23 protein-coding genes are annotated in these 22,307 nt (G+C 57.7%); 4 read left to right on the top strand and 19 right to left on the bottom strand.

What is annotated here, in order from left to right; all coding sequences use genetic code 11:
* Positions 1 to 19: 19 nt before the first annotated feature.
* The 11 genes from ACRC4F_RS16805 to ACRC4F_RS16755 all read right to left on the bottom strand — a co-directional run bounded on the left by ACRC4F_RS16805 (position 20) and on the right by ACRC4F_RS16755 (position 10,664).
* The gene (locus ACRC4F_RS16805) at positions 20 to 532 is read right to left on the bottom strand and encodes a DUF6644 family protein (protein ID WP_438660354.1); all 513 of its coding nucleotides are present in this window, start codon (positions 530 to 532) and stop codon (positions 20 to 22) included.
* Complete coding sequence (locus tag ACRC4F_RS16800; protein WP_438660353.1) at positions 532 to 882, bottom strand: DUF6152 family protein; 351 nt, start codon at positions 880 to 882, stop codon at positions 532 to 534. Before ACRC4F_RS16800 ends, ACRC4F_RS16805 begins: the two co-directional genes overlap by 1 nt.
* A 796-nt stretch (positions 883 to 1,678) precedes the next feature.
* Positions 1,679 to 3,151, bottom strand: a complete 1,473-nt coding sequence (locus ACRC4F_RS16795) for an FRG domain-containing protein (RefSeq protein WP_438660352.1) — start codon at positions 3,149 to 3,151, stop codon at positions 1,679 to 1,681.
* Positions 3,152 to 3,330: 179 nt separating this feature from the next.
* Complete coding sequence (locus tag ACRC4F_RS16790; RefSeq protein ID WP_438660351.1) at positions 3,331 to 3,693, bottom strand: hypothetical protein; 363 nt, start codon at positions 3,691 to 3,693, stop codon at positions 3,331 to 3,333.
* A 274-nt stretch (positions 3,694 to 3,967) separates the two neighbouring features.
* Positions 3,968 to 4,261, bottom strand: coding sequence for a fructose-bisphosphate aldolase (locus tag ACRC4F_RS16785; RefSeq protein ID WP_438660350.1), 294 nt, complete (start codon positions 4,259 to 4,261; stop codon positions 3,968 to 3,970).
* Positions 4,262 to 4,836: 575 nt separating this feature from the next.
* A complete protein-coding gene (locus ACRC4F_RS16780) occupies positions 4,837 to 5,055 on the bottom strand; it encodes a PLD nuclease N-terminal domain-containing protein (protein WP_438660349.1) in 219 nt (72 codons plus the stop codon).
* A 174-nt stretch (positions 5,056 to 5,229) separates the two neighbouring features.
* Positions 5,230 to 6,645 carry a purine-cytosine permease family protein gene (locus ACRC4F_RS16775; protein WP_438660348.1) on the bottom strand — a complete coding sequence of 472 codons (1,416 nt, stop codon included), beginning with the start codon at positions 6,643 to 6,645 and terminating at the stop codon, positions 5,230 to 5,232.
* A 284-nt stretch (positions 6,646 to 6,929) separates the two neighbouring features.
* Positions 6,930 to 8,081 (bottom strand): acetylornithine deacetylase, encoded by a 1,152-nt coding sequence (gene argE / locus ACRC4F_RS16770; RefSeq protein WP_438660347.1) that lies wholly within the window; start codon positions 8,079 to 8,081, stop codon positions 6,930 to 6,932.
* On the bottom strand, positions 8,078 to 8,755 hold the full coding sequence (locus ACRC4F_RS16765; protein ID WP_438660346.1) for a DUF1028 domain-containing protein: 678 nt from the start codon (positions 8,753 to 8,755) through the stop codon (positions 8,078 to 8,080). The genes argE and ACRC4F_RS16765 overlap by 4 nt, the downstream gene beginning before the upstream one ends.
* A gap of 156 nt (positions 8,756 to 8,911) precedes the next feature.
* Positions 8,912 to 9,328 carry a RidA family protein gene (locus ACRC4F_RS16760; protein WP_017338215.1) on the bottom strand — a complete coding sequence of 139 codons (417 nt, stop codon included), beginning with the start codon at positions 9,326 to 9,328 and terminating at the stop codon, positions 8,912 to 8,914.
* Positions 9,329 to 9,353: 25 nt separating this feature from the next.
* On the bottom strand, positions 9,354 to 10,664 hold the full coding sequence (locus ACRC4F_RS16755) for a flavin-containing monooxygenase (protein ID WP_438660345.1): 1,311 nt from the start codon (positions 10,662 to 10,664) through the stop codon (positions 9,354 to 9,356).
* A gap of 276 nt (positions 10,665 to 10,940) precedes the next feature.
* Here ACRC4F_RS16755 and ACRC4F_RS16750 point away from each other — a divergent pair, with 276 nt between their 5' ends.
* Entirely contained in the window at positions 10,941 to 11,924 is a 984-nt protein-coding gene (locus tag ACRC4F_RS16750) for a GlxA family transcriptional regulator (RefSeq protein WP_438660344.1), read from the top strand.
* Between the two features lie 150 nt (positions 11,925 to 12,074).
* Here ACRC4F_RS16750 and ACRC4F_RS16745 read toward each other — a convergent pair whose 3' ends face one another.
* Together ACRC4F_RS16745 and ACRC4F_RS16740 are read right to left on the bottom strand one after the other, a co-directional pair.
* Positions 12,075 to 12,563 (bottom strand): copper chaperone PCu(A)C, encoded by a 489-nt coding sequence (locus ACRC4F_RS16745; RefSeq protein ID WP_438660343.1) that lies wholly within the window; start codon positions 12,561 to 12,563, stop codon positions 12,075 to 12,077.
* Complete coding sequence (locus ACRC4F_RS16740; protein ID WP_438660342.1) at positions 12,563 to 13,168, bottom strand: SCO family protein; 606 nt, start codon at positions 13,166 to 13,168, stop codon at positions 12,563 to 12,565. Before ACRC4F_RS16740 ends, ACRC4F_RS16745 begins: the two co-directional genes overlap by 1 nt.
* Before the next feature lie 461 nt (positions 13,169 to 13,629).
* On the opposite strand from ACRC4F_RS16740, the gene ACRC4F_RS16735 reads away from it, so the two are divergent.
* The gene (locus ACRC4F_RS16735; protein WP_438660341.1) at positions 13,630 to 13,830 is read left to right on the top strand and encodes a YbdD/YjiX family protein; all 201 of its coding nucleotides are present in this window, start codon (positions 13,630 to 13,632) and stop codon (positions 13,828 to 13,830) included.
* A 191-nt stretch (positions 13,831 to 14,021) separates the two neighbouring features.
* Positions 14,022 to 14,828: a hypothetical protein gene (locus ACRC4F_RS16730; protein ID WP_438660340.1), complete on the top strand. Its 807-nt coding sequence runs from the start codon at positions 14,022 to 14,024 to the stop codon at positions 14,826 to 14,828.
* A 40-nt stretch (positions 14,829 to 14,868) separates the two neighbouring features.
* Here ACRC4F_RS16730 and ACRC4F_RS16725 read toward each other — a convergent pair whose 3' ends face one another.
* The 5 genes from ACRC4F_RS16725 to ACRC4F_RS16705 all read right to left on the bottom strand — a co-directional run bounded on the left by ACRC4F_RS16725 (position 14,869) and on the right by ACRC4F_RS16705 (position 19,775).
* The gene (locus ACRC4F_RS16725) at positions 14,869 to 15,612 is read right to left on the bottom strand and encodes a hypothetical protein (protein ID WP_438660339.1); all 744 of its coding nucleotides are present in this window, start codon (positions 15,610 to 15,612) and stop codon (positions 14,869 to 14,871) included.
* A 252-nt stretch (positions 15,613 to 15,864) separates the two neighbouring features.
* Complete coding sequence (locus ACRC4F_RS16720; RefSeq protein ID WP_438660338.1) at positions 15,865 to 16,113, bottom strand: hypothetical protein; 249 nt, start codon at positions 16,111 to 16,113, stop codon at positions 15,865 to 15,867.
* A 188-nt stretch (positions 16,114 to 16,301) separates the two neighbouring features.
* Positions 16,302 to 16,727, bottom strand: coding sequence for a hypothetical protein (locus ACRC4F_RS16715; RefSeq protein ID WP_438660337.1), 426 nt, complete (start codon positions 16,725 to 16,727; stop codon positions 16,302 to 16,304).
* A gap of 350 nt (positions 16,728 to 17,077) precedes the next feature.
* On the bottom strand, positions 17,078 to 17,983 hold the full coding sequence (locus tag ACRC4F_RS16710) for an alpha/beta fold hydrolase (protein WP_438660336.1): 906 nt from the start codon (positions 17,981 to 17,983) through the stop codon (positions 17,078 to 17,080).
* Positions 17,984 to 18,098: 115 nt separating this feature from the next.
* Positions 18,099 to 19,775, bottom strand: coding sequence for an MFS transporter (locus tag ACRC4F_RS16705; protein ID WP_438660335.1), 1,677 nt, complete (start codon positions 19,773 to 19,775; stop codon positions 18,099 to 18,101).
* A 301-nt stretch (positions 19,776 to 20,076) separates the two neighbouring features.
* On the opposite strand from ACRC4F_RS16705, the gene ACRC4F_RS16700 reads away from it, so the two are divergent.
* Positions 20,077 to 20,745 carry an ATPase gene (locus ACRC4F_RS16700; protein WP_438660334.1) on the top strand — a complete coding sequence of 223 codons (669 nt, stop codon included), beginning with the start codon at positions 20,077 to 20,079 and terminating at the stop codon, positions 20,743 to 20,745.
* Between the two features lie 3 nt (positions 20,746 to 20,748).
* Here the strand turns inward: ACRC4F_RS16700 and ACRC4F_RS16695 are convergent, their stop codons facing one another.
* Positions 20,749 to 22,275, bottom strand: a complete 1,527-nt coding sequence (locus ACRC4F_RS16695) for a hypothetical protein (RefSeq protein ID WP_438660333.1) — start codon at positions 22,273 to 22,275, stop codon at positions 20,749 to 20,751.
* Positions 22,276 to 22,307 lie beyond the last annotated feature (32 nt).

The raw sequence follows: 22,307 nt of genomic DNA, 5'->3' as shown, positions 1-22,307 counted from the left end.
AAGTGTTGAAAGGTGGCTGTCACGTGTACGCCAGCAGCCGACCGCAGAGCACCACGCTGATCCATAACATAATCGAAAATATCGCCTGGATTTTTGCTACTCCAGGCGCCGCGGTGTCGGTGTTCCACCTATCTACTGAACGGAAAACACCCACGTGAAAAAGCGCCGCGTTGAGGCCTGCAACACCGATCAAGCAAAGCTTCAAAATAAAAACGCCGTTGGATGCGAAGTCGTGCGGATGGGCTGAAAACATCATCAACCCGGCGGGGACTATCAATAGCAGCGCAGCGACTCCCCACCTCAGGAGGTGGTGAGCCAACGCAGTCACCGGCAGACCTCTCGACACCCCGAGAACCCGCAAATCGAACATGACGACCGAGCCGACAAGCACCACGAAACCCAGGATGTGAACCACCTCGACGATCGGATACAGCCATAACTCGCTGCGCATGGCCGACCCGAGTTGCGAGTCACCCACATAGTCCAGCCAGCCGTCCAGACCCGATCCATTGCTGGTGCCAGTTGTCTGCATCAGCGTAACTCAGTGGTTTTGTTGTCGACCGTGATGCGTTCTGCGCGCAGTTCATCGGGGTTGTTGCGATTCTGATAGCCCACCACCATCGCCTGCTTGCCGACACTCAGCATTTCCCTGGAAAGACCACGGTTCTCCATGCGCGAGGGCGGCGCCAGCACGACATTCCAGGTCTTGTCGGCGGTCTTCAGCCGAACGAACCCGTGCGGGTGGGAGTAACCGGATTCCTCGATTGTTCCGTCCAGCTGCAAGGCTTTGCTCGAGTCGTACTCACTCCACCCGTGATGAGCGAACACTGCCGAAGCCACCAGTAACGATGAGAATCCAAGGGACGCAAGCAAACGCTTCATGATGCGATCTCCTGTTACGGATCATTGATGACCGTCAGCCCGTTTTGATCTGGAACCGGTCAATCCAGAGAGACCATAAAAATAGTACAAATTCTTGACCTGGGAAGTCCCACGATTCCTGTCAGACGTAACCGCTCGTCCACTGCCCAGCACGTTCTCGTGACCCATCCTTCCAATGTCGTGTTACCCCACGCTCAGGAAGAATCAACATGATGAATCACAAAACAGTGGTGCTGACGCTCGCAGTCATGATGTCTGGCAGTTCGCTGTATGCGATCGCAGCTGACTCAACACCCGGGACCACCTCGACTGATGGCACGAGTCAAACCCGCGACCCCGCACCAAAAAGCACCAATGCAAACCCCGACGCGGGCTCACTCCCTAAAGGGGCCGATGGCGGGACGACCGATAGCGGCCCGACGCCTGCTGGATCAAAGACTGGCGAACCAGGGCAGGCGAGTGGCAGCAGTAGTGGGGGGAACTCGGGTGGGGGTTAGTTGCTTTTCATCCCATGCTGCGAGATGAGCCCGGCCCAGGAACCGGGCTTTTTATTGCATCAGTTTTAGCCTGCTTCGAGCAAGGGTGGCGCTGCAAAAAATGAAATAGGCCAGGCAACTCAATATTCCACCGCCTCAATAGTCCATTCGCCCAGCACGTTCTTCGTGACGTATTGGAACGGCACAAACATTCCATACGATTGGAGGTAGACGTAAATTTCGGAGCTGTATGAAAAAGGTGACGGATCTATTTTTACAAATAGACCTGTCACCTTTTTTGGGGTGCAGCTTTTTGTTTTTTAAGAAAGACCAAAGCTGTCCATTTCAGCGGGGTTAAAAAGCACGACGGGACGCTTCATGGCTAGTTGTGACGGGATAACCTCTCGAGCAAAGATCCTGGATAATTGTTTGAAGTCGAACATGAGGCGGGGATCGTGCATGTAGCAGAATGCTGTGATGATGGAAACAAGCTGCGGATTTTTCAGGTTCGTCTTCCAGCCCGCGTCCAAGGCCTCAAGCAAATGAGCGTTGGAACAGTAGGCCTGAGAGTACACACCGTTCGGATTACCAAACTCCACGCGTAACGCATCGGAAATCCAGCTGGAAAATGCCTGGTCAATTTTTCCGCCATCGAACGCGTAACAGTCCGTTATGCCACAAAGGGTCACTAGGGCAGACATCGCAGCGGCAATATCGTCATTCGTGTATGGAAGGTTGCGCATGCCGTTCCACGCAGCGCGAATTGACGCTACGAAATGTTTTTCATCCACATTATCGGGCAAGCCAGTGAAGTGCCACTCGACGGCCTCTGCCCTCAACCCCGGTTGCCAATCAAGCGCATTTTTTATTGATAGTTGAACCTGATAAGCAGAGTCGGGCGCTGCGTTTCCGACGCGTAGGGGTATAGGTATTCGCCGGCCGACGGTGGAATCGAAGTGCTCAATGGGTGCCTTGGACCACTCATTCAGTGCATCGCCATGCCACTGCTTTATAGGCTGTGGAGGAGAGATGAAGTGATCTTGTTCGTCCAGTGATAGCTCATCTACATCAATATGTGTGAAGTTAGCCAACGATCTTAAGAACGCTTGGTTTTCAAGCTTTCTCTCATTGAAAAAATGCTGGTCAAGCAATCGCTCAAGAGAGCTCTTGTCAGCAGGATAGATTTGTTCGCGAGTGGGAAATGCGGGAGCACCACTCCAAGGGAAAATAATTCGGTCCATGTTGTAGTTTAGATACCACGCGTGGTTCGCAAACAAGAAACAGCCACGCTGAGACTGCAAACGCCACAGGTTGGGGACGTTCACCACCACGGGCTCGACGAGCAAAGGGCCAAGGTCGATGCTCTGGTTGAGTTCGCTGTAGAACTCGACAAGCTCCGTTGTATTTAGGCAATAGATAACGCAGTTACCCGGCGCTTCAGGTGGTTGTGCGGTATCGGACGCGAAGAAACCAGCAACTGCGGGCTCGGTGGTGAAGTCGATATAGGATGTCGGAAAGCCGTAATGCTGCAGTACAGCAAAAAGCGCATCTATATTCTCGGGATCCGCCAGATAAGCGAGCTCAGGTTGATCTTTGATCCAAATGAGAAACCTATTCAGTTGTGCATCCAGCAGTGGCTTGGCGTTCGGGTTTTCATGCAACCGGCGCTCAAGGGATGACTGTGGCGTCCACTCACGCAATTGGCCCCGGAACCAATTATAGCTACCTTCCTGCTTAAGTTGATTTGCAAGCGCCACGGCCTCTTCAACGTTGGCAACTTTCATAGTCTTCATGCATTGTTCCCTGAATCACTTAAGTCTGCGCTCAGATCGATTGGAGTGTATGACTATAAGTTTCTATTTATGTACGAAATTGAGCTGACGACGCTCTATGGCAGAGCGCGCTTGTAGAGTCGATACTGATTCGCCGCCAAAAAAACTGCAGGTGCTGCAGTAACCGCTACTTTAGTGTCCTACCATGTAAGTGATTTATTGCTGGCCTTGAAGTTTTGCTTATACATCATCCAGATCGTACCGTAGTTGCACATGTCGATTTTTTCGCAGTAGTCGCGGATAACAGCATTCATGATCTTTCGGTCGGTGGCTTTGGTGGCTTCTTTGAAGGCGTCGAGATTCTGCTTCTCCATCATGCGTAGAGTACTTTCCTGGCACATGTCGATTTTCTCGCAGTAGTCTTTTTTTACCGTTGCGGTAATGGATTCGATCACTTGCTTTTTCTGAGCTTCGGAGCCGTCAAAATCCATTGGGTTGAGGATTGTCGCGGCTGAACACACGGCCGAGTTGAAGATGATGAGCGCAAAAAACCACTTTTTCATGGGCATCCTTTCCTTCGTTTTCTGGTGTGGCAGGTGTTGAACTGGATGAACTGTAAGCTCATGACTCGACAACACGCGTGTAGGGTAGCAGAGTGCCATTAACTTAATGTCAGTGAAAGAGGTTGAGACCAAAGTCGATCACTGATCATCGCTGGATCATGACTGCATGTGGTGTGCATGCCCGCGTCCTCGACTCGGAACGATAGACTGCTTTTTCATTTTCATAGGGTTAAAAAATCCGCAGAACAGACGGCTTTTTGCGAGCTAACTCGGATCACTGACTCTTTGGTACATCAAACCCACGCTGCTCAATCACCCGAAACACATCGCTCACATCCTGGACCATGATCCGGGCAATGTTGGTGACGGTGTTGATGTCGTGTTCGGCGTAGTCGGGGAGGCTGGTGCAGGCCATGAGGTTGAGGTATTTGAGGACGGCGTTGAGGCGTTCGCTGAGGCAGTTGTGGAGTTCGCGGAGCGGGGCGTCGTAGTCGATGAGCAGAACGGGGTGGTCGGTGGCGAGTTGGGACATTGGGGTGAAGCGGCGGGGAGTGTTCTGGGTTGACATGCTTGAAGTCCTAAAAAATGAATCAAAGTCGCCAAAATCCATTCACAGACGGAAACCGGCCGTGTCATGTCTGACGGTATTTGGTGATCTTCTTTTAGGGCTGCGAAACCCTTTCTCTGATGGTCGTCAGTGACGGGGCGAACTATAAGCGGCGATTTTGGCGCGTGCAAACGAGGCTGTAGGACCAAAATCGTTGTTTAGTGGTTGGAGGCGGCGACTACGTTCGGCTGCGAAGCTGACGTGAATTCAGACGTTGTTTAGTGTCAGGTGGACCGTGTGTGCTGGATTTGCGGCTGCTGCGCAGCCGAACGCAGGCTTCGCCAGCTGCTACAGGGGGTTGGGTTGTTTAAAAGTTTGGTGGGGTTTGGGGCGGCTTCGCCACCCAGCGGGAGCAAGCTCCCTCGCCACGGTGGGTGGTTTCCTACATGATTTTCGGATGTGAAAAATCAAAGGATTTCGGCTTTTGGTGGCTCGTACGTTGATCGGATGACCAGAAACAACAAAGCCCCGAATCATCGGGGCTTTGTCATTTTGAATTGTGCAGTTTTCTAATCGTTATCGCGGACCGTCCAATCTCATTGCCGAGCCTGCGGCGAATGCGGGTTGTGTTCGGTGTGTTTCGGTCCTGCCAATGCCCACGCCACCACCCCGATCAGCGGCACAAACACGATCACTACGATCCACAGGAGTTTGTTGCTTGATTTGCCTTGGGCTTTGCGCACTCGGTTGATGGCCCATAGTTCGACCAGCAAAAGAACGGCTGTCAGTACGATCCAGATTGTTTCGATTTGCATGGGTCACCCTCCAGATAGTCTTTCTGTTAGGTGGGTTGTGTTGGGCAGGGTTCATTTAATTTTGGGAAGACGTAAGCGGGGCTGCTCGCGATGGGGGGCTGTCAGTCAAATTGATGTTGGCTGACAGGGCCTCATCGCGAGCAGGCTCGCTCCCACAGGGGATTGGGGGATTAGTTAGATTGAGTTGGCCAGTTTTCCGGTGGATAGGCGGCGTTTGTAGGCGGTGTCGCGGTTGGCCAGCCAGTAGTAGAGCGGGGAGGTAATGAGCAGGCCGACCAGCCAGGACAGGTCGGCGCCGTTGATGTGTTCGGAGATCGGCCCGACGTACAGCGGGGTGTTCATGAACGGAATCTGCACCGCGATGCCGATCGCGTACGCCAGCAACGCCTGCGGGTTGTAGCGGCCATAGATCCCGCCATCGACCTGGAAGATCGATTTGATGTCGTACTGACCTTTGTGAATCGCATAGAAGTCGATCAGGTTGATCGCGGTCCACGGCACCAGTACCACGAGCAGCACCAGCACCATGTCGACGAAGTGGCCGATGAAGTTGGCGGACGCACCGACGGCGGCGAAGCAGCAGGCGGCGAGGATGATGAGGGAGAGGACCGCGCGGCTTTTGGCGGTGGGGATCCAGCGGTAGGCGAAGGTTTGCACCAGGGTGATCAGCGACAGGACGGCGCCGTAGAGGTTGAGGGCGTTGTGGCTGATGACGCTGAGCAGGAACAGCACGAGCATCAGCGGGCCGATGGAACCGGTGGCGAGTTTGACGGCGTCCATGGTGTCCATGCCGATGGGCGTGGCGAGCACGGCAACGGCGCCGAAGATGAACGAGAGGCTGGAGCCGAGGACGGTGCCGAGATAAGTGGTCCAGAATGTGGCGGCCACGGGCACGTTGGCTGGCAGGTAGCGCGAGTAGTCGGAGACGTACGGCGCGAAGGCGATTTGCCAGAGTGCGGCGAGCGACACGGTGGCGAGCCAGCCGGAGATGTTGAAGCTGCCACGGGTGAGGAAATCGGCGGTCTGCACGTGAGTGAAGATGTAGCCGAAGCCGAGCACGATGCCGGCGCCCAGCACCCAGGTGCCGATGCGGTTGAGCACGTGGATGAAGCGGTAGCCGATGATGCCGATGATCCCGGAACCGAGGGCGCCGATGACGATGCCCACGGGCACCGGGACGCTGTCGACGACGCCGTGCAGGGATTTGCCGGCGAGGACGATGTTGGAGGCAAAGAAGCCGATGTACATGATGCCGGCGATCAGCACTACCAGCAGTGCGCCGAGGGAGCCGAACTGGGCGCGGCTCTGGATCATTTGCGGGATGCCCATCTGCGGGCCTTGCGCCGAGTGCAGCGCCATCAGCACGCCGCCGACCAGGTGGCCGACGAGAATGGCAACGATGCCCCACACCAGGTTGAGGTGAAACATCTGCACGCCGAGGGCGCCGGTGACGATGGGCAGCGGGGCGATGTTGCCGCCGAACCAGAGGGTGAACAGGTCGCGGGTTTTGCCGTGGCGATCTTCGGGCGGCACGTAGCCGATGGTGTGTTTTTCAATGAGCGGGGCGGCGGTTGTTGCGGTGGTAACCATGACGGACTCCAAGGCAATTTGAGTACGTGGACGTACTTCGGTGAGCGGCGCACGGGGGCGACGCTTTTCTTGTTGGAGTTGATGATGTGCGGTGGGGGCGGATAGATAAATTAGTAAGATTGTGGGTATAGACGTTAAAAAAAATGGGTCGATTGGACGCCGAAAAACCTGTGGGAGCTAGCCTGCTGGCGATAGCAATGACAGTCAAAATTGATTTGGCTGACAGATTGCTATCGCTAGCAGGCTAGCTCCCACAGGGGTTTTTTGGGTGTTTGAAATCTTTGTTATTCAGTGATCGATAGCAGCATCCGTTGCAGCATGGTGTCGCACGCGGTGAGTTGTTCGAGGCTGACGAATTCGTCGGGTTTGTGGCCCTGGTCCATGCTGCCGGGGCCGCAGACGACGGTGGGTATTCCGGCGGCGTCGAACAGGCCGCCTTCGGTGCCGAAGGCCACGGTGCCGAATGCTCGGGAGCCGCAAAACATGGCGATCAACTCGGCCGCTTCGCTGTGCGCGTCGGTGGCCAATCCAGGATATGCCGACAGCTGACTAAATCGAATCTCGCTTTGTTCACTCACCGCCCGCATGCGCGGTAAAACCTGCTGCTCGGCATAGGCCTTGAGCGCCTGCGCAACCTCACCCGGATCATGCGAAGGCAGCGCGCGGATTTCGAAGTCGAAGCGGCAATCGGCAGGCACGATGTTCAATGCTTTGCCCCCGGAAATCACCCCGGTTTGCACGGTGCTGAATGGCGGATCGAACCGCGAATCGTGATGCTCGGGCGCTTTCAGTCGGTTGCCGATCCGCCCCAGTTCACCGATCAGTTCGGCGGCGTATTCGATGGCGTTGACGCCAAGCGGGGCGTACGCCGAATGGCACGCCTCACCATGAATATCGCAACGCATCGCCAGTTTGCCTTTATGCCCGAGCACCGGTTTCAGTTCGGTCGGCTCGCCGATAATGCACAGCATCGGTTTGACCGGACGCTGCTCCAGTTCCGCCAGTAACGAGCGCACGCCCAGGCAGCCGACTTCTTCATCGTACGAAAGTGCGATGTGCACCGGCAGCCGCAACTGGGCGTTCACCAGCGACGGCACCAACGCCAGTACGCAAGCGATGTAGCCCTTCATGTCCGCCGTGCCGCGCCCGAATAATTTCCCATCGCGCTCGGTGAGTTCAAACGGCGCAAACGTCCACGGCTGACCATCGACAGGCACCACGTCGGTGTGCCCCGACAGCACAATGCCCTGCCGATCCGCCGGGCCGATGGTGGCGAACAAATTGGCTTTGCTGCGCTGCTCGTTGTAGATCAGTTCGCAAGGCACATCGAAACCCGCGAGGTAATCGCGGACGAACTCGATCAGGTGCAGGTTCGATTCGCGGCTGGTGGTGTCGAACGCCACCAGCGTCTGCAGCAAATCGCGGCTGCTGCTCATCGGTCGTCTCCGGCGACACCGTAGCCCGGGGATTTGTCGGGGGCGAGGGCGCGGTCGATGTAGTCCTGGACTTGCGGGCGATAGGCGTCCCAGAGTTTTTCCAACTGGCCGATCGGGTTGTCGTCCGCCCAATCGACCCGCAGGTTGATGATCGGCCAGGTCAGTTCGCCGACCACCACCATTGCCGCCGAATGCACCGGCCCGGCTTCGCCACCGGCGGCGATGGCGGCTTTCATGGCGGCGAGCAAGCGGTCGGCGAGTTGGCCTTCGCCGTGTTCGAATGCTTCTACCATGGCCTCGATTACCGAGCGATCCGCGAGCATGTTGCCGGCGGCGACGCATTGTTCACCCGACACAGCATTGTGGTTGCCGAGGGTTTGCGCGCCGCTGAAATGCGCGGTCTGGCCGAGGTAGTCGATGGCGGTGATCTGGCGGTATTGGCTGTAGCCGTTGCGTGTCAGGACTTTGTCCAGCGCCTCGGCAGGGGCGAGGCCTTGCTCCATGAGGGCGAGGACTTCCGGGCCTAACGATGGCAGGGTGATGTTTTGTGTGGAGACAGCGCCGACGCCCGGCAGCAGCCACGGGCAACGGGCGCCGACGGCGATGCTGGATGAACTGATCGCAATGCCGAACTGACCGGTTTCGGGGCAGCGGGCGGCGATGGAGAAGGTCATGGGTTTTGCTCCTTGGTTTGCCTTGGCTAATGAGGTGTCTGGGCGGGCCTCATCGCGAGCAGGCTCGCTCCCACAGGGGGCTTCAGCGAACACAGATTTTGTGCTCGACGACTAACCCTGTGGGAGCTGGCCTGCCAGCGATGGCGGCGACTCGGTCTACTCAGGAATCACCGCAATCACATCAATCTCCATCAGCCACTGCGGCTGCCCCAGCGCCGATACAACCAGCCCGGTCGAGATCGGAAACACACCTTTGAGCCACTTGCCTACTTCCTGATACACCGGCTCGCGATACCGCGGGTCAATCAAATAAGTCGTGGTTTTCACGATGTGGCTGAGGTCACTGCCAGCCTCTTCCAGCAACTGCTTGACGTTGCGCATGGCCTGCTCGGCCTGGGCCCGAGGGTCACCGAGCCCCACCAGTCTGCCCTCGAAATCCGTCCCGACCTGGCCGCGAACATAAACGGTGTTGCCGGCGCGAACCGCCTGGCACAGGTCGTTGTCCAGGCTCTGGTTCGGGTAGGTTTCCTTGGTGTTGAACATGCGAATTCGGGTATGGGTTGGCGTGGACATTTGAAGCTCCTGAAAAGAAAAAGGCTTAAGCGCTGACCGTGGTTTTGTGGGCGACCGGGGCCTGTTCGGCCTCGCGTTGCGCCGCATCGTGATAGTCGAGATAAGAGCGCTGGATGGCGATGTGATCCGCCACGTACTTGGCGTCGTGCCAGACACCCCAGATGAATGAAGAGCCGCGACGGGACTGCCAAGGCAGCCCGAGGAAGTACACGCCAGCCTCGCTCGATACACCGCGCTGATGCTGCGGCTTGCCGTTGTCGTCGAAGGCAGCCACCTTGAGCCAGCTGTAATCCGTGGCAAAACCGGTGGCCCAGATAATCGAAGTCACGCCGGCCTTGGCCAGGTCGAGCTCAAGAATCGGCTGGGTGACACACTCGGGATCCGGGAACACATGGCGCGCTTCAGGTTCTTCCGGCAGGTCCAGGCCGTTGCGTTCGATATAGGCGTCGGCGGCATTCAGCAGCGCCAGATAGTTCTCATCGCCACGCGCCAAGTTGTCGGCCAGGTTTGGCTGGAACGTCGCCACGCTACCGTTGAACGATTGAGTCAAACCCACCAGCGTCATTCCGCGATGGGCCAGTCCACGGAAGTCCACGGTGCGCCCGCCATGGGCGCCGCTGACCGCGATGGTCACGTGTTCCCGACCCGGTTTCATCGCTGCCTGATCCCACTCGCCCAGCACTCCCAGCCACCAGCAGAAATCACGGTTGCGATAGGCGCGAGGAGGGCGGTCGTGGGCGCCGACGGAGAGGTAAACCTTCTTGCCGGCACGCTGCAATTCATCGGCAATCTGCACGCCGGACGAACCTGCGCCGACCACCAGCACCGCGCCTTCAGGCAGTTGCGCCGGGTTGCGGTAGTCGGCCGAGTGGATCTGCATGAACGGCTGATCTTTTGGAGCAATCGGCGGAATGACCGGACGCTGGAAAGGCCCGGTGGCCGCCACTACGCGGTTGGCTTCGATCACGCCTTCGGAGGTCTCGATGGTGAAGCCCGGGCGACCGACATTGCGCTCGACTTTCAGCACGTCCACGCCAGTGCGGATCGGCGCGTTGAATTTCCTGGCGTAGGCTTCGAAGTAATCGGCGACGCGTTCTTTCGGGGCAAATTCGTCGGGGCTGAGGTCGTCAAAATCAAGCCCGGGAAAGCGGTCGTGCCACGCCGGACCATTCGCCACCAGCGAATCCCAGCGCCCGGTGCGCCAGCGCTCGGCAATACGATTGCGCTCCAGCACCAGGTGCGGCACGCCGAGTTTGCTCAGGTGTTCACTCATGGCCACGCCAGCCTGACCGGCGCCAACAATCAGCGTATCTGTTTTTATTTTTTCAGTGGTCATCTCAATACCCTTCGAAGTTGGAGTTAGGCCGCGAACGGCCTGCCATTTCTTGGGCTCAAGACTAGGGATGACCCTGGTATCGGTAAAATATTATTAAGCTGGCATTTGAGTATAAATAACTGAGGCAGAGCGCTATCTGGCGTTCCATCATGGGCGTGGATACGCCAAAGTGGCGCTGCGGGTTAACATGGCGCCTTATCAGGTAACAGACAACCGGTTCGGTAACGTAATGGAGTGGGGCGAGCATTGATCGAACGACGCCAATTTAGCGGAGGCATGAAGGGCAAAAACCTTCGCTATCTGAATGAGCACCCCGATGGGACCCTGCAAACGGTCCGCGCCGGATTTCTGCTGCTCGAACATTTCTCGCTGCCCGCGTTCACCCAGGCGCTGGATACGGTTATCACCGCCAATCTGCTACGACCTGACTCGTTCTCTTCCCGCACGTTCGGCTTGAATGAAGGGGAGGTCGTCAGCGATCTGGGCCTGGTTATCCGGCCCGATGCGCGCATCGATTGTGCAGCGATCAAAACGCTGGACCTGCTGGTGATTTGCGGCGGCTACAGGACTGAACTCAAGGCCAGCGAAGGCTTGATCAGCCTGTTGCGGACGGCATCAGACCAGGGCGTCAGCCTGGCCGGGTTGTGGAATGGGGCATGGTTCCTGGGGAAGGCGGGTTTGCTGGACGGTTACCGTTGCGCGATTCACCCCGAACATCGCCCGGCGCTGGCGGATTTCTGCAAGGCCACGCAGGTCAGCAGCGAGCCGTACATCATTGATCGAGACCGTCTGACGGCGTCGAGTCCTTCCGGGGCTTTCCACATGGCGCTGGACTGGATCAAAGGGCTGTACGGTAAGGCGCTCGTCGAGGGGATCGAGGACATCCTGGCATTCGAGGAGTCCCGCTACCGGCGCATCAAGCCGACGGAAAATGTCTGTGTGAGCGCGCCGTTGCGCGAGGTGGTGAAGCTGATGGATGCCAACCTCGAAGAACCGTTGGAGCTGGAACAACTGGCGGTTTACGCCGGCCGTTCCCGTCGACAACTCGAGCGGTTATTCAAGGAGCAACTGGGCACCACACCGCAGCGGTATTACATGGAACTGCGGATCACCGAAGCGCGGCGGCTGCTCCAGCATACGGAACTGTCCCAGGTGGACGTGCTGGTGGCGTGTGGCTTTGTATCGCCGAGCCATTTCAGCAAGTGCTACAGCTCGTATTTCGGCTATAGACCTTCCAAGGAAAAGCGACTCGTAAAATAGGATCAGCCGAGCATAAACCCTGTGGCGAGGGGATTTATCCCCGTTCGGCTGCGCAGCAGTCGTAAATCCAGGCAACTCGATTTGTCTGAATAGCCGCTGGGGGCCGCTTCGCAGCCCAACGGGGATAAATCCCCTCGCCACAGGACAGCGTTAATGCATTTTACTGTGGTCAGCCATGCCAAGTGCCCGGGCTTCGGCTTGCACTTCTATGGTTTCTTTCTCGCCCTTAGCGTTTTCCACGGTCAGGGTCAGCGGGACTTTATCGCCTTCCTTAACCTGCGCCGTCAGGTCCATCAACATCACGTGGTAACCGTGGGGATCAAAGCTCACCGCCTTGCCGGCCGGCAACTCGACGGACTCGACCTGACTCATGCTCATCACATCGTCTTTCATGCTTGATTGGTGAACTTGCACGATTTTCGCGACAGGCGATTGCACGCTGAGCAGCTTGCTGTCGCTGTCAGCTTGCAATGTCATGAAAGCGCCGGTCGATTGCTGGCCGGCAACGGTTGCGCGGACCCAGGCGTCGTCCACGCTGGTTTGCGCCGATACCTGCCAGGCCATGCCGATCAGGGCGCAGCCCAGGACCAGTTGCTTGGCACGTCGCGAGAAAGCGGTTTTTGCGCTGATCGAATTCATTAGCAGACTTCCATGACAGTGAGCAGGTCTTCTGCGCACTCTTTAGCCGTAAGGGACGCGGACAGCCCTAGGCGCAAGTTGCCCCGGGAGTCGAAGACGTAGCTGGTCGCGGTGTGGGAGAGGGTGTAGGTCGAACCGCTGGGGATCTTTTCGAAGAACACGCCGAACTCCTTGGCGGTGGCGGCGGTTTCTTCCAGCGTGCCGTGCAACGCTTCGAAACTCGGGTCGAACGACTTGACGTAGGCATCCAGCATTTGTGGGGTGTCGCGTTCGGGGTCGAGGGTGATGAAGATCACCTGCAGCTTCTCGCCGTCGCGGCCCATCAGTTTCTTGGCTTGCGCCGCTCGGGCCAGGGTCGTGGGGCAGACCGCCGGGCATTGGGTGAAACCAAAGAACACCATCGGCATCAGGCCGCGATAGCTGCTCAGCATCTTCGTTTCGCCCTGGGCGTCTTTGAGCTTGAAGGTACGTCCCATGATCTTGTCGCTGAGGTCCTTGCCGTACTTGAACGACAGCTTGCTGCTGTCATCGCAGCCGGCGAGCAGGCCAAGACTCAACAAGCCCATTCCGCGCAGGACCGTGCGACGGGTAAACAACGTACTCATGGAAAAACATTCCTGTGTTGCGACGGGAAATCTGCAGCGCCTGATGTATCAGACGAAAAAAACGCGTGGATATTAACAAACTGTGACCGTGCGTCGCGCATTGTTGGACGAGGGGCGGTTCTGGTACAGGTGCAGAAAGCGCAGAAAACGACGGACCAGCCCACTGACCTCCCAGCCATCACGCAAACCCTTGTAGCAGCTGCCGAGCAGCGCGAGGCTGCGTTCGGCTGCGTAGCAGTCGTAAACTCAAGCAATGCGGTGTGTCAGGCATAACGTGCACCCAGGATTTACGACTGCTGCGCAGCCGAACGGGGATAAATCCCCTCACCACAGTTCGCCAGCTGCTACAGGTTATGCGTTGTGGTTGATGGCGGGTATTGGACACATTGTCGCGCGGACACATTCCAGATACATAAGTGCGCTTTCATGGTCCCATCCCCAACCACAATGAGAGCGTTGCCATGTTCCATAAACTGCAGCAAGCCGCCCGACTTCTCAGCCAGAGCGCGCGTTTGATGGTCGGTGTCCCCGATTACGACAACTACGTCGCCCAGATGGCGCTCAAACACCCGGAACAGCCGGTGATGAGCCATTCGGCGTTTCTTCGAGAGCGTCAGGAAGCCCGCTACGGCGGCAAGCAATGCACGACGCGTTGCTGCTGAAAACCGCTCGCAGCGCGGTAATCAGCACAATATCTTCACCATTGCGTTGCGGCTGCTAAGCTTCGACGTTGCAGCGTCCGAGCCTTTGCGGGATCGGGCGTTGAGCGTGGCCATGGAGTACGACTTCAGTATCAATATCCACTTCGACAGGGGTGGCGAGCGATTGTCGGTAACCTGCACGGAGGCAGGCAATGGTGATCAAGCACGTTGGCAATACGAGTGCCGAGGGCGTTCCCGAGCCACTCGATCGCGATGAGATGGAACGGGTGCTGGCGCTGCTGCTGGCCAGCCCGGTGTTTGCGAAGTCCAGGCGGATGGGCAGTTTGCTGCGTTTCCTGGTCGATCATGATCTTCAATTTTCCAATGTTCCGCTCACCGAGCACGCCATCGGCATTGCGGTGTTTCGTCGTGATCCGGCGGTTTACTGCACGGGCGATGATCCGGTGGTGCGCGTGCAGGTAGGGAGGTTGCGGCGCAAGCTCGCGACACATTACGCGACCCTGGGTCAGCACGACCCGGTGCGTCTGAGCATTCCGGCCGGTTGTTATCGATTGGCTTACCAGCGGCTCAGACCCAAAAGCATCGCTACCCGGCATCCTGTCCTGCAGATTCAGCCCTTTACCTGTATCACCAGCGACGGTGGAGACTTTACCCGCGGCTTGTGTGAAGAGTTGAGCTGCCGGCTGTTCGAGTCGTTCGAACAGACGCAAAGCCATGGCAACCACGTGTTGATGAAGGTGCCGCGAATCAGCGTCAAGGCACAGGATGTCATGCGGGTCGGGCGCGGCAATTATTCGCTCGAAGGCAGCGTGCGGGTGGAGCCGAGCCGTGTCCGGGCCTCGGTGCGCTTGATTGATGTCGCTCAGGGGCGAATTCGCTGGTCAGAGCAGTTTGATCGGAATCGACCTTATGGCATCGCGACCCAGGAAGATCTGGCGGAGTCCATCTGTCGGTCGTTGACGGGTTATTTCGCCCGGGGCGGCGGTGATTTTTCCTGAGTGGAAGGGGCAACCGCGTGGTTGCCCCTCGATGCCACGATTACACGGTTTTCCATGCACCGTCTTCGTAGAGGCGGGTTGCATCGTTGACGACGGTCAGGTCGATTTCGATGGCTTTGGACCGCGAAGTGCTGAACATGGTGCTGGTCTGCACGTTCTGTTCGAACCACACGAGAATGGTCTCGACCGGGGTCAGAACGGTATTGCCGGTGACCACCTGGTTCGTGGCGACGTAGATCGGGGTGCTGACCTGCTTGCCGTCGATGCCGACTGACAACTGGTTGATGCCGGGGTGGATCGGGCCGTATTCGTTATCCAGGGTGATGGAAATGGCAGGGCCACCGGTTACCGCCGGGCCGAGCAAGCCTTCCGGGCTGAGTTCCGATTGTTGCCCCAGACCGATCGTGACGATGTTGGTCGAGACCTTCACCGTCACGTCAGCCTGAAAAGTATTGGACCCGAACAGCTGGTACTGAGGTGTCCAGCTGAAACCATTGTTGCTCAGGTATTTGTCATAAGACTGCCAGACAACGTTATAGGCTTCGTTACCGACTTTCTTGGCAAAGCACAGCTTGTAGCCTGACTGCTTGAGCAGGGTCAGGTCATCGGGTGCGATTTCGATCGTGACCGACTTTTGAGTGGCGGCCAGGGTCGACGTCAACACCTTGCTGTAGTCCGACGTTTTCAGGCTCGATGGGGCGAGACTTTGGAATGACTTGAAGGCCTCTTGCACATCATTGTGAAGTTGCAGAGCTTGATTGCTCACAGCGCTCGACTTACTCATGGCTTTCCTCTTCCTTGGTTGTGTTAGGCAATCAATGCGCAGCGGCAGCAGTTCCGACAAGTGATCGGGCAGCACCCTCTAAACACACTGACGGCTTCACAGTAGGCGCAGGATTCAGGGCGGCGAAGTGTCTTGGCGTTACAGCGGGGAGGGCGGTTGAACCGGCGAGGTAACAACCTGCGTAACCGGGTTGTATCAAGGGGCCTGGGAGTTGAACCAGCGGGGCGGCCGTTCGACCGCCCCGCTGTGGCCTCATACCGCCGGGCTACTCACTTTCGAGTCGGCCCAGACGAAGTTCCAGCTGGTTCGTTTGCCTTTTGCAATCTTGATCAGGTTGTTTTCATACACGGTGTGATTGACCGTGCCGGTAAAGGTCAGCTTCCGGCTCTCGTTGTTTCCAGTCACTTCCCCCGGCGTACCGCCAGACTCGGTCATGGCTTTTTTCAGATCGGCTTCCGACGGGGCACTGCTCTGGTTTTTTTCAACTTTTACGAAACTCATGATGTCACCTCTTCCGTGATGGGGGATCGGCGAACAGCCGGGTCGAGACGTTCTCGACCCTGGCACTACACCGAAGCCAATACTCTATTGGCCCGCCGGGCACCGCAGAAGTGACAACACGGTCGCTAAGGTAACAACACGGATACAGCGAATCGTGCGATGTAACGGCTACGTATCACCCCGCAACATCACTTCGCTTTCCAGTGACCACCGCCCGATTCGCAATCAATCTTCGATTGGTTCAGGTGTTCCGCACCGTAGTAATACGTGGTGACCTGGGCATTGTCGGGAATATTGAGCGACTTGCTGTTCTTGTCCTTGCTGGTGGAGTGCGGGTTGGCCAGCGATTCCTGAGTCAGCGTCGCAATGCAAGTGGCCTGATAATGATCGTCGCACTGTTCGACTTTTTTCTTGGTGCTGCTGAGCATTTCCTTGCTCTCATTGCTGCACGACCAATCGATAGCATTAACCGGCATGCCTTCGTACTCATAACAGCTATGGGACTCGACCACCGGCACGGAAGGGCTTTGGGAGCGGGTCAGAACGTCACAGCCTTCAGCGAATACGAGCGTGGGACTCAGGCTGGCAAGCAGAAACAGCAGTCTACGTTTCATCGGGATTTCCTCTCCAATGGCGCTGCTCCTGATCAAGAATCAGCGTTTATAGGGTTTCGAAAACACGGGGAGGCGCGGGGTTCAATTCGATTTGTGATCCGCTGGGCTGTAAAGCCATGACACATGGATTTGCCTCGACCTCTGTAGCAGCTGCCCTGTGGCGAGGGGATTTAGCGAAACGTCGCACCGCCCCGTCCGGCTGCGGAGCAGTCGTGAATTCAGGCACTGCGGTCTATCAGGTAAACCGTGTGCGTAGTTTTTACGACTGCTGCGCAGCCGAACGGGGCGGTGCGACGTTTCGCTAAATCCCCTCGCCACAACGCAGCTGCTACACGGGTCGAGTTGTGGCTCTACTGCGCAATGAATTCGCGAATCGCCTTAATGGTCTGCGTCGGCGCTTCTTCCATCAGCCAATGCCCCGCCCCCGGTATCACCACTTCGGTCACGTTGTCCGCCGCATTGCGCATTACGATTGCTTCGTTGTTCCCGAAGGATTTCTCACCACCAATGGCCAGCACCGGCATCGTCAGTTTTGTCTTCATCGACGCTTCGTTGTCCACCGCATCCTGACGAATGCTGCGGAACTGCGCGAAGGCCGCATGCATGGCGCCGGGGCGGGCATAGAGCTTGGCGTAATGCTGGCGGGTGGCTTCATCGACCTTGGTCGGGTCGCCGGCGAACTCGTTCCAGAAGCGGTCCAGGTAGATGCGCTCACGACCGGCGACCAGGCGCTCGGCATCCGCTCCGCCGAAGTCGAAGTGCCACAGCATGGGTGAGCGAACGATCTCGTTCCACGGTGGAATGCCCGGCACGGGCGCATCCATCACCACCAGGCGATCCGTCAGCTGCGGATAGCGCGAAGCGTAGGCGAAGGCAACCATGGTGCCGATGTCGTGGCCGATGACGACCGCGTGCTCGATCTTCAACGCTGCCAACACGCCACGAACATCGCCCGCCTGGGTTTTCTTGTCGTAGCCGCCGTCCGGAATCGACGACAAGCCCATGCCACGAAGGTCCGGCACCACGACGGTGTGGTCCTTGGCCAGGTCGGCTGCCAGCGGCGCCCACATGTCGCCGGTATCGCCAAAGCCATGCAGCATCACCACGGCGGGTCCCTTGCCGCCGACGCGCACATGAATTGTCGCGCCTTCGACAGGGATGTCCTGAACACGAAACCCGGCAGGAAATGGCGTCACCCCGGCATGGGCCGGGATGCTCAGTGCAAGCATAAAAGCGCTCAACAGGATACGAATCATCAAGGTGCCCCCGTCAGTGCCGGGGAAGGAACCCCGAAGCAATGTGGATGAGCGTAGACCGTTTGATCCGTAGAAGGCCTGCCCTCTCGTTCGCACGAGAGGGCAGGCGCCAGACTCAGGTGTGATGAATCTCCCGGTCCTTGGTTTCCGGCATGAAGAAGATGCCGAGAATCGCCGTCATCACGGCGATGACGATCGGGTACCAGAGGCCGTAATAGATGTCACCCGTGGCCGCCACCATGGCGAACGCCACCGTCGGCAGGAAGCCGCCGAACCAGCCGTTGCCGATGTGGTAGGGCAGCGACATCGAGGTGTAGCGGATGCGCGCCGGGAACAGTTCCACCAGCCAGGCGGCGATCGGGCCGTAGACCATGGTCACGTAGATCACGAGGATGGTCAGGAGCAGCAGCACCATCGGGTAGTTGGTCTTGGCCGGGTCAGCTTTCTCCGGGTAACCGGCCTCTTTGAGCGAGGTGCCAAGGGTGGCGGTGAAGGCGTCGTTCTTGGCCTTGAAGTCGGCGGCCGGCATGCCGGTGCCTTCGAAGCTCTGGATCACCTTGTCGCCGATGCGCACTTGCGCGACGGTGCCCGGCTCGGCCTTCTCGTTCTTGTACGGGATGGCCCGCTTCGCCAGCACGGTCTTGGCGAGGTCGCAGGAACTGGTGAATTTGGCCTTGCCCACCGGGTCGAACTGGAACGAGCACTGGTCGGGATCAGCGATCACCGTGACCGGGTTCTTCTCCTGCGCAACGAACACGTCGGGGTTACCGTACTGGGTCAACGCATGGAAGATCGGGAAGTAGGTCAACGCCGCGAGGATGCATCCGGCCATGATGATGCCCTTGCGGCCGATGCGGTCGGACAAGCTGCCGAAGATGACGAAGAACGGCGTGCCGATCAGCAGCGAGCCGGCGATCAGCAAGTTGGCGGTCTGCGCGTCGATCTTCAGCGTTTGCAAGAGGAAGAACAGCGCGTAGAACTGCCCGGTGTACCAGACAACCGCTTGGCCGGCCGTACCGCCGAGCAGGGCCATGATCACGATTTTCAGGTTGTCCCACCGCGCGAAGGATTCGGTCAGCGGCGCCTTGGAGGACTTGCCTTCAGCCTTCATTTTCACGAACACCGGCGACTCGCTGAGTTGCAAACGGATGTACACCGAGACGATCAGCAGCAGGATCGACAGCAGGAACGGAATCCGCCAGCCCCACGCCTCGAAGGCTTCGGTGCCGAGGATCGTCCGGCAAGCGAGGATCACCAGCAGCGACAGAAACAGGCCGAGGGTCGCGGTGGTTTGAATCCACGAGGTGAAATAGCCGCGCTTGCCTTTCGGCGCATGTTCGGCGACGTAGGTCGCCGCACCGCCGTACTCACCGCCCAGCGCCAGGCCTTGCAACAGGCGCAAGGTGATCAGGATGATCGGAGCCGCCACACCGATAGTCGCGTAGCCGGGCAAAAAGCCCACGATGGCGGTGGAAATACCCATGATCACGATGGTGATGAGGAAAGTGTGCTTGCGCCCGATCATGTCACCCAGTCGGCCGAACACGATCGCGCCGAAGGGCCGTACTGCAAAGCCCGCGGCGAACGCGAGCAGCGCGAAGATGAAGGACGTCGTCTCGTTGACGCCAGCGAAGAAGTGCTTGGCGATGATCGCGGCCAGGGAGCCGTAAAGGTAAAAGTCGTACCACTCGAACACGGTGCCCAGGGACGAGGCGAAAATGACCTTGCGCTCCTCCTTGGTGATCCCGTGGTGGGGCGCACTGCCCGTAGATGCGTTGTCGATTGCGGCCATGAGTCTTCTCCGTCGTTCTTGTTATAGGCCGGAGTACCTCATTACCTTTTGCCGCACCCAGGCCCTTGGGCTGATGTCGTCGGATTACGGATTGCGCGAAGCATGCACACAGGCTGACGGCCTCGCATCGCTGCAAGGTTTCTTGAAGCATAATCGGCTTCGCGCAGATATCCACTCGCCATCACGCTCCGCGTAACCATTCGTTTAATCAATAATCACCATCAAGGAAGGCAAGTTCCGTTTTTCTGTCATGAGAGGAGGATAGCGTCATACCAAAGTCGCCTCTGAAGGAACCTGCGCGATGAGAATCTCTACCTTGCTGGCCCTTGTCGCTGTATTGACCGGCAGTATGGCCGCCGCCGCGCCGGCCTACGCGGCTGACCCGTCATGCCATTTCCTGCCGGTGACGGACAGCACCGCCAGCTTGCAGCACACCCAATCGGTGGGCGTGCTCTATAGCGAAAACACCCTCAACACCCTCGAGTACCTTGAGCAGTACCATTCTGTCGCGCTGAACGGCGCGAAGAACCCTGCGCTGGATTCGCGCATCAGCAACGCCTTCGTCAACAGTTCCGATCCGAAACTGGCGATCAACTGGCTGATGGGCTCGCTGCAAAAACAATTTGCTTCGGTGACTGTCTACGACAACCTCGACGCCGTGGTGCAAGCCCATCCCGATGTGGTGGTGATGCTGGACACCTATAGCCGTCTGGTGTCCAAGCGCAACAACCAGGTTGAAGCGCGGTTCCTGGCCAAATTCTACGATTCGAACCTGCAGTACATCGGCAAGGCCGAAGGCTCACGTGAACAGCAGATGCCTTCAGTTTGGGTGCATGGCAAGGCGGCGCCGGAGATTGCTGCGCAGATTGACCGGCAAACCGAGTTGCAGGTGAATGCGTTGAAGCAGTTTGATGCGTCGTTGAAGGCGTTGGTGACGCCCGGTAATGGAGCCCGAGTCGCTAGCAAATAACACTCACATCTGGGTCGTCGACTTGATCACCGTGTTGTAGGTGCGTCGCACCTGCACCAGTTGTTGAGGCTCATCCCAACCCACCAGTACTCCACCGCGCTGCTTGCCGGGGCGGTGCTCGCAAGTGGATCGGACATCGCCCTCGGCCAAGGGATATCCAGGGTCATTAAGATCCCAGGCGTCGTGAGTCCAATCGTGTTGGCTGTGCGCATCTACCCCATTGGCCGTCGGGTGTTGTACGTGTGTTCTGCCGTGCTGATTGTCCTTGCCGAAGGAATAAACCAGGCGCCAATACGTATTTTGGCGATTGGGGTTCGGTATCGGCGTGTTGGGGCTGAGGTTTGCACCATGATGCGGCGCCACCATTCCTACGGGTAGTTCCGGATCAAGATGAGCCTTGAAGTGTTCGTAGTCGCAATCACCGGTGAGTATCCAACTGCGCGCAAACGTTAAGGGATTATCCTCGATCGCCATGACCAGACCGGTGTTATTTCGACCACCCCCGGTACCGCACATAAACCGGATGCATCGACCATCCCGCAGCTGAGCCACCCCAACGGTTGGTCGGGAAGGAGGGGCATAAATCAAAAATTCTCCATGGGCTTTGCGGACATCGTTGACGAAGGCTATATGGGTGGGGCCAACCGTCTGTGAAGGGGCAATCCATTTCATCTGGAGGGCCGGGTAGCTGCCCGCTGAATCAGCGATGTAAGCACCTGCCCAATGATCCGAGTCCCAGTGCGACAACACCACCGGCGGGTTGCTGTAGAAGCTGAATTCCAGGTTTGCAGGTGCGGTGTTCTTGTTACGGTAAACCCCGGCACCCAGATCGAAATAGAGCGTTGGGATGCCTGCGTCCGGAGTGGATGTTTCCAGCAGTGCGCAGGCATTGCCTTGGCCAACATCGAACACTATCAGCCAGTCAGCCATTGCTTTCGCCAGCAGATCCTGGAAGTCATCATGACTGATTTCAGGCAGGTTACTGAGTGAGAAGATGGTCGACAGGCTTTGGGCGGCCGGGTCTGGCAATGGGGTTCCGTTCACGCATAACAAAAGGGACTCGCCGAACATCCGCGTGTAGAGGCTGCCCGTGAGGCCAGGGATGTTTCTTTGACCATGGGCGGGCTGGGTGAGGTGAAAATCGATCCAGGGCACTTCCAATGCTGCCAGCGCCTTATCGAGGCTTGGCCCAGATACATTCCCAAGGGCCTTCAACCCATACCAATACCCGTTATTCGGCAGGTCAATTTCCAGCCGATAGATTGGCATGTCTTCAAACGGGTCGGGCAGGTGTTGGGTTTGTTGATGTGCAAGGTATTCCCTCCAAATTTCCCGCTGATCCGGAGGACCTTCGAGGGAGAACATATCGGTTCCGCCTCTACTATCTATCCATTCAGCATCTACCAGATCGAAAGCAACCAAGGCGTTGTTACCATCGTCGCTCAACTCAACATGGTCAAAGCGACCGTAGGCGTGCTCGGGGAAAGGATCTTGCTCACTGCCCGTCTTGTGTTGAAAGTGAATGTTCATGACGCCTCCTGATTGCAAAAAACAATCCTGCG

It is taken from the genome of Pseudomonas sp. (assembly GCF_051660785.1).
Lineage (GTDB): Bacteria > Pseudomonadota > Gammaproteobacteria > Pseudomonadales > Pseudomonadaceae > Aquipseudomonas.
The sequence above is the reverse complement of the archived record's forward strand: the minus strand, read 5'-3'. Positions and strand labels throughout refer to the sequence as shown.

Coding starts and splice junctions, on each gene's coding strand:
- ACRC4F_RS16760 (WP_017338215.1), bottom strand. CDS start 9,328: ATGTCCACGCCAACCCATACCCGAATTCGCATGTTCAACACCAAGGAA.
- ACRC4F_RS16750 (WP_438660344.1), top strand. CDS start 10,941: ATGAAGGGCAAAAACCTTCGCTATCTGAATGAGCACCCCGATGGGACC.
- ACRC4F_RS16730 (WP_438660340.1), top strand. CDS start 14,022: ATGGTGATCAAGCACGTTGGCAATACGAGTGCCGAGGGCGTTCCCGAG.
- ACRC4F_RS16755 (WP_438660345.1), bottom strand. CDS start 10,664: ATGACCACTGAAAAAATAAAAACAGATACGCTGATTGTTGGCGCCGGT.
- ACRC4F_RS16785 (WP_438660350.1), bottom strand. CDS start 4,261: ATGTCAACCCAGAACACTCCCCGCCGCTTCACCCCAATGTCCCAACTC.
- argE (WP_438660347.1), bottom strand. CDS start 8,081: ATGAGCAGCAGCCGCGATTTGCTGCAGACGCTGGTGGCGTTCGACACC.
- ACRC4F_RS16795 (WP_438660352.1), bottom strand. CDS start 3,151: ATGAAGACTATGAAAGTTGCCAACGTTGAAGAGGCCGTGGCGCTTGCA.
- ACRC4F_RS16720 (WP_438660338.1), bottom strand. CDS start 16,113: ATGAGTTTCGTAAAAGTTGAAAAAAACCAGAGCAGTGCCCCGTCGGAA.
- ACRC4F_RS16805 (WP_438660354.1), bottom strand. CDS start 532: ATGCAGACAACTGGCACCAGCAATGGATCGGGTCTGGACGGCTGGCTG.
- ACRC4F_RS16695 (WP_438660333.1), bottom strand. CDS start 22,275: ATGAACATTCACTTTCAACACAAGACGGGCAGTGAGCAAGATCCTTTC.
- ACRC4F_RS16700 (WP_438660334.1), top strand. CDS start 20,077: ATGAGAATCTCTACCTTGCTGGCCCTTGTCGCTGTATTGACCGGCAGT.
- ACRC4F_RS16725 (WP_438660339.1), bottom strand. CDS start 15,612: ATGAGTAAGTCGAGCGCTGTGAGCAATCAAGCTCTGCAACTTCACAAT.
- ACRC4F_RS16710 (WP_438660336.1), bottom strand. CDS start 17,983: ATGATTCGTATCCTGTTGAGCGCTTTTATGCTTGCACTGAGCATCCCG.
- ACRC4F_RS16740 (WP_438660342.1), bottom strand. CDS start 13,168: ATGAGTACGTTGTTTACCCGTCGCACGGTCCTGCGCGGAATGGGCTTG.
- ACRC4F_RS16765 (WP_438660346.1), bottom strand. CDS start 8,755: ATGACCTTCTCCATCGCCGCCCGCTGCCCCGAAACCGGTCAGTTCGGC.
- ACRC4F_RS16715 (WP_438660337.1), bottom strand. CDS start 16,727: ATGAAACGTAGACTGCTGTTTCTGCTTGCCAGCCTGAGTCCCACGCTC.
- ACRC4F_RS16735 (WP_438660341.1), top strand. CDS start 13,630: ATGTTCCATAAACTGCAGCAAGCCGCCCGACTTCTCAGCCAGAGCGCG.
- ACRC4F_RS16705 (WP_438660335.1), bottom strand. CDS start 19,775: ATGGCCGCAATCGACAACGCATCTACGGGCAGTGCGCCCCACCACGGG.
- ACRC4F_RS16780 (WP_438660349.1), bottom strand. CDS start 5,055: ATGCAAATCGAAACAATCTGGATCGTACTGACAGCCGTTCTTTTGCTG.
- ACRC4F_RS16790 (WP_438660351.1), bottom strand. CDS start 3,693: ATGAAAAAGTGGTTTTTTGCGCTCATCATCTTCAACTCGGCCGTGTGT.
- ACRC4F_RS16775 (WP_438660348.1), bottom strand. CDS start 6,645: ATGGTTACCACCGCAACAACCGCCGCCCCGCTCATTGAAAAACACACC.
- ACRC4F_RS16800 (WP_438660353.1), bottom strand. CDS start 882: ATGAAGCGTTTGCTTGCGTCCCTTGGATTCTCATCGTTACTGGTGGCT.
- ACRC4F_RS16745 (WP_438660343.1), bottom strand. CDS start 12,563: ATGAATTCGATCAGCGCAAAAACCGCTTTCTCGCGACGTGCCAAGCAA.